This is a genomic window from Sphingosinicella sp. (genome assembly GCF_052387495.1).
GTDB lineage: Bacteria > Pseudomonadota > Alphaproteobacteria > Sphingomonadales > Sphingomonadaceae > Allosphingosinicella.
This window is the reverse complement of record NZ_JBQTJC010000034.1, coordinates 1-4,753: the sequence shown is the minus strand read 5'-3', so window position 1 is coordinate 4,753 and position 4,753 is coordinate 1. Positions and strand designations below refer to the sequence as shown.

6 protein-coding genes are annotated in these 4,753 nt (G+C 72.0%); 2 read left to right on the top strand and 4 right to left on the bottom strand.

What is annotated here, in order from left to right; translation table 11 throughout:
• Together ACT4N8_RS02210 and ACT4N8_RS02205 are read left to right on the top strand one after the other, a co-directional pair.
• On the top strand, window positions 1–236 hold a 236-nt coding region (locus ACT4N8_RS02210; RefSeq protein ID WP_444856504.1), incomplete at its 5' end, for a TlpA family protein disulfide reductase.
• A 53-nt stretch (window positions 237–289) separates the two neighbouring features.
• Window positions 290–439: a hypothetical protein gene (locus ACT4N8_RS02205; protein WP_444856503.1), complete on the top strand. Its 150-nt coding sequence runs from the start codon at window positions 290–292 to the stop codon at window positions 437–439.
• Between the two features lie 66 nt (window positions 440–505).
• Here ACT4N8_RS02205 and trpA read toward each other — a convergent pair whose 3' ends face one another.
• The 4 genes from trpA to trpD form a co-directional block, all read right to left on the bottom strand.
• Window positions 506–1,300 carry a tryptophan synthase subunit alpha gene (trpA, locus tag ACT4N8_RS02200; RefSeq protein ID WP_444856502.1) on the bottom strand — a complete coding sequence of 265 codons (795 nt, stop codon included), beginning with the start codon at window positions 1,298–1,300 and terminating at the stop codon, window positions 506–508.
• A complete protein-coding gene (trpB, locus tag ACT4N8_RS02195) occupies window positions 1,297–2,463 on the bottom strand; it encodes a tryptophan synthase subunit beta (protein WP_444856501.1) in 1,167 nt (388 codons plus the stop codon). The genes trpA and trpB overlap by 4 nt, the downstream gene beginning before the upstream one ends.
• Window positions 2,457–3,845: a bifunctional indole-3-glycerol-phosphate synthase TrpC/phosphoribosylanthranilate isomerase TrpF gene (gene trpCF, locus ACT4N8_RS02190; RefSeq protein WP_444856500.1), complete on the bottom strand. Its 1,389-nt coding sequence runs from the start codon at window positions 3,843–3,845 to the stop codon at window positions 2,457–2,459. Before trpCF ends, trpB begins: the two co-directional genes overlap by 7 nt.
• Window positions 3,838–4,753: anthranilate phosphoribosyltransferase (gene trpD / locus ACT4N8_RS02185; protein ID WP_444856499.1), on the bottom strand; the 916-nt coding region annotated here is incomplete at its 5' end. The genes trpCF and trpD, both read right to left, overlap by 8 nt.

Sequence of the window (4,753 nt, the reverse complement as noted above, 5' to 3'; positions counted from 1 at the left end):
TGCTGGTCAACCAGGGCGAGGATCAGCGCTTGATCCTACGCTTCCTTGAGGAGGAGCGGCTGCCCCCAGGGAGCATCCTCTCGGATCGCGGCGCGTCTCTAATGCGGCTGACCGGCAGCTCTGGCCTCCCCACGACATTTTTCGTGCGGTCGGACGGACGCGTTGAGGAAACCCACGTAGGCGAACTGTCAAGAGCTGCGCTGCTGCAGGCTATCGAGCAGCTGCCCCGGCAATAGCCAGTTAGCCACTCGCAGCAGAGCGTCCGGCCTCGCCCAATCGCAGTCCGCTCTTGGCTCTAGAGCGCCAGAAGCCGACCTTCGGCTTCCGGCCAAGAGCAGTCGCCGAGCAGGAAGCGGGCAAGAAGAAGCCCGGCGGGACGGCGCTCAGGCTGTCGCGCGTCGTCCAGAAGCACGGCCTGCGAGTCCTCGCCAAGGGCTGAGCAAGCGAACCGACATCGATGGTCCGAGGCCGGCGACTTCGCAGCGCGCGTCGGCGCCTCACCAATTCAACCCGGTCCGCCGCCAAGCGTCGCGGCCTTCATATCCCTGACGAACGGTCCGACCGGCCGGCCGGCGGCGATCAGGCCGACGAACGTCGAGCCGCAGATCGCCCCGGCCGCCCCCGCGGCGAGCGCGGCGCGGATATGTTCGGGGCGCGAGATGCCGAAGCCGAAAATCGGTGGCGGCGCGCCGTTGGCCCGCAGCGTACCGAGCAGAAAGCCATGGTCGAAGCGAACCTCCTGATCGGCGCCGGTGACCCCGGCGCGGGCGACGCAATAGGTGTAGCCGCCACCCTCGGCGGCGATCCGCGCGAGACGGACGGGCGGCGTGTTCGCCGCGGCGATCAGCACGGGGTCGACCTGGTGGGCACGCGCGGCGGCGTTGAACGGCGCCGCCTCGATCAGCGGCACGTCGGCGACGAGGACGCTGTCGACCCCGGCCTCCGAAGCGGCGGCATAGAAGGCGTCGCGGCCGCGCGCGACGACGAGATTGGCATAGGTAAGAATGCCGACGGGCACGCGCGGATGGCGCGCGCGGAAGTCGCGGAGGATAGCGAAACAATCGGCGGAGCGCGTGCCGGCGGCGAGCGCGCGGGTCGCGGCGGCCTGGATCACCGGCCCGTCCGCGACCGGATCGGAAAAGGGGATGCCGACCTCGATCATGTCGGCGCCGCTCTCGACCAGGGCGTCGAGCAGGCCGCCGCTCGCCGGCGGATTCGGATCGCCGAGCATCAGGAAGGCGCCGAACACCCCCTCTTCGCGCTCCCGGGCGCGGGCGAACATCGCGGCGTAGCGGCTCATGCGCCCAGCTCCAGCAGCCGCTCGGCCTCAGCCATATCCTTGTCGCCCCGCCCCGAGAGACTGACGACGATGAGCTCCGCTTCGTCCGCGAGCTTGAGCGCATGGGCCAGCGCATGGGCGGATTCGAAGGCGCAGACGATCCCCTCCGACCGCGCCAGAGCGGCGAAGGCGGCGAGCGCCTCGGCGTCGGTCGCGCCGACATATTCGGCCCGGCCCGTTTCCTTCAGAAATGCGTGCTCCGGCCCGACCGCGGGATAATCGAGCCCCGCCGAGACCGACCAGGTGTCGGCGATCTGCCCGTCCGCGTCCTGCAGCACCAGGGTCTCGGCGCCGTGGAGGATGCCGGGGCGGCCGCGCAGCAGGGTCGCGCCATGCTCGGCGCCGTCGAGCCCCTTCCCCGCCGCCTCGACCCCGATCAGCCGGACCTCGGTATCGCCGAGGAAATCGGCGAACAGGCCGATCGCGTTGGAGCCGCCGCCGACGCAGGCGACCGCCGCGTCGGGCAGCCGCCCCTCCGTCTCCAGCACTTGCGCGCGGGCCTCGCGGCCGATCACGCGCTGGAACTCGCGCACCATGGTCGGGAAGGGGTGCGGGCCGGCGGCGGTGCCGAGCAGATAATGGGTGTCGGCGAAGCTTGCCGTCCAGTCGCGCAACGCTTCGTTGATCGCGTCCTTGAGCGTTTGCCCGCCGCTCTCGACCGCCACCACCTCTGCGCCCATCAGGCGCATGCGGAAGACGTTGAGCCGCTGCCGCGCGACATCCTCGGCGCCCATGTAGATGCGGGTCTCGAAGCCGAAGAGGGCGCCCGCCATCGCGGTGGCGACGCCGTGCTGGCCGGCGCCGGTCTCCGCGATCAGCCGGGTCTTGCCCATCCGCCGGGCGAGCAAGGCCTGGCCGAGCACCTGATTGGTCTTGTGCGCGCCGCCGTGGAGCAAATCCTCACGCTTCAGATAGATGCGCGCCTTGCCCGCGCCGAGGTTGCGGCACAGAGTCAGCGGCGTCGGGCGCCCGGCATAAGTGAGCAGCAGGTGGGCGAGCTCGGCCTGGAAGGCCGGATCGTCCTGTGCCGCGACGAACGCCGCCTCGAGCTGCTCGAGCGCGGGCACGAGGATTTCGGGGACATAGGCGCCGCCATAAGCGCCGAAGCGGCCGTCCATCAGCATGACGCCGCCTCCCCGCGCACCGGCAATCGCAGCGCTTCGAAGAAGGCGGCGACCCGGTGCGAATCCTTCCAGCGCGGGATCGCCTCCAGCCCGGAGCAGACGTCGAGCGCCCAGGCACCGAGCCGGGCCGCGTCGCGGGCGTTGCCCGGATTGAGCCCGCCGGCGAGCAGGCCGCGCGGCAGCTCGGGCCGGCCGGCGACCCGGGCCCAGTCGAACGCGCGGCCGGTGCCGCCCGGGCCGGAATCGAACAGGGTGCGATCGGCGCGGGCGCACGCGCGTGCCGGCGCCACATCCATCCTTTCGACCGCCCAAATCTCCGTCCCGCCCGGAAGCGCCGCACGATAGGCGCTCGCCTGCTCGCCGCCGTGCAATTGCACCGCATCGAGGCCGAGCAGGCGCGCGGCCATGCCGACTTCGGCGGGCGGGGCATCGCGGAAGATGCCGACCCGCTTCGGCCGGGACCGCGCGGCGCCGAGCATCGCCTCAGCCTCGGCCTCCGTCACCGCGCGCGGCGTGCCGGGCACCATGACGAAACCGACATGGCTCGCGCCCTGCCCCACGGCCATGTCGAGGTCGGCGGCATTGGTGAGGCCGCAGATCTTCACGCGGCCATAGGCCAAATCACGCGCAGCCTCGCCGGGATCGTCCGCGCGCATCAGCGACGTGCCGACCAGGAACGCATCAGCATGGGGCGCCAGCCGCGCGATGTCGTCGCGGGTCACGATGCCCGATTCGGCGACGACCAGCCGGTCGCGCGGCACCAGAGGCGCGAGCCGTTCGGTCATGCCCAAGTCGACTTTCAGCGTGCCGAGGTCGCGGTTGTTGATGCCGACGAGGCGCGCGCCGAGCGCCACCGCGCGGCGGACCTCTGCCGCGTCATGGGCCTCGACCAGCGCGTCCATGCCGAGCAGGGCCGCCTCAGCCAGCACCGCGCGCGCCTCGCCGTCGTCGAGCACCGACAGCATGACGAGCACCGCGTCCGCGCCGTGCAGCCGCGCCTCCGCCACCTGGCGCGGATCGACGATGAAATCCTTGGCGAGGATCGGCCCGGCGAAGCCGCGCCGCGCCGCCGAGAGGTCTTCCAGCGCCCCGCCGAAATAGGGCGCGTCGGTCAGCACGCTCACCGCCGAGGCCGCCCCGCCATAGGCCGCGGCCTGGGCCGCGACGTCGATGCCGGCGCCGAGCACGCCCGCCGTGGGTGACGCCTTCTTCACCTCCATGATGAAGCGCGCGCCGGGCCGGGCCAGCGCATCGGCCAGGCTGAGACGGGTCGGAATGGCCCGCGCGCGCAACTCGGCGAGCGAGACCAGGCCGAGCCGGTCGGCGACGTCCCGCCGCTTGCGCGCGACGATCGCGCCGAGCAAGCCGCCGGGATCACGCATTGGTGATCTCGGCGAGTTGGACCAGCTTCTTGTGCGCCAGGCCCGAGCCGATCGTCCTGATCGCGAGCTCGGCGCCTTCGCGAAGCGTCTCCACCATGCCGGCGGTAAGGAACAGGGCGCCCGCGTTGAGCGCCACCGCGCGGGTCTCGGCCGAGGTGCCGTAGCCCATCAGCAGCGCCCCCAACCGCTCGCCATTCTCAACCGGGCCGCCGCCTCGCAGCACCTCGAGCGGCGCGACGCCCAGGCCCGCGTCGCCGGGCGTGAAGCGCAATCGTTCGAGTTCGCCGCCGGCCAGCCGCACCGCCTGAGTCTCGGCATGCAGCGCCATCTCGTCGAGGCCACCGCCATGGACCACCATCGCCCGCTCGACGCCGAGCGCACGCAGCGTCTCGGCCACGGGTTCGAGCAGTCGCTCCTCGGCGACGCCGAGCAGCTGGACCGGCGGTTCGGCGGGATTTAGGCAGGGACCAAGCACGTTCATCACCGTCCGCACCTTGAGCGCGCGGCGCACCGGCCCGGCATGTTTGAGGCCGGGATGATAGGCCGGAGCGAACAGGAAGCAGATCCCGATCTCGTCGAGCGCCCGGCGCGAGACCGAGGCCGGCGCGTCGAGCTTCACGCCCAGTTCCTCGAGTACGTCGGCCGAGCCGCAACGCGAGGTGATCGAGCGGTTGCCGTGCTTGGCGACCGGCAGCCCCGCCGCCGCGGCGACGAAGGCGACGGCGGTCGAGAGATTGATCGTGCCGGAACCGTCGCCGCCGGTCCCGCACGTGTCGGCGAAGACGTAATCGGGCCGGGCGAAGGGCGCGTCGGCGGCGCGCAGCGCCCGGGCGGCGCCGATCAGCTCGTCGCCGGTCTCGCCCTTGAGCTTGAGCGCGATCAGCAAGGCGGCGATCGAGGGCTCGTCG

Coding starts and splice junctions, on each gene's coding strand:
- trpCF (WP_444856500.1), bottom strand. CDS start 3,845: ATGCGTGATCCCGGCGGCTTGCTCGGCGCGATCGTCGCGCGCAAGCGG.
- trpB (WP_444856501.1), bottom strand. CDS start 2,463: ATGCTGATGGACGGCCGCTTCGGCGCTTATGGCGGCGCCTATGTCCCC.
- trpA (WP_444856502.1), bottom strand. CDS start 1,300: ATGAGCCGCTACGCCGCGATGTTCGCCCGCGCCCGGGAGCGCGAAGAG.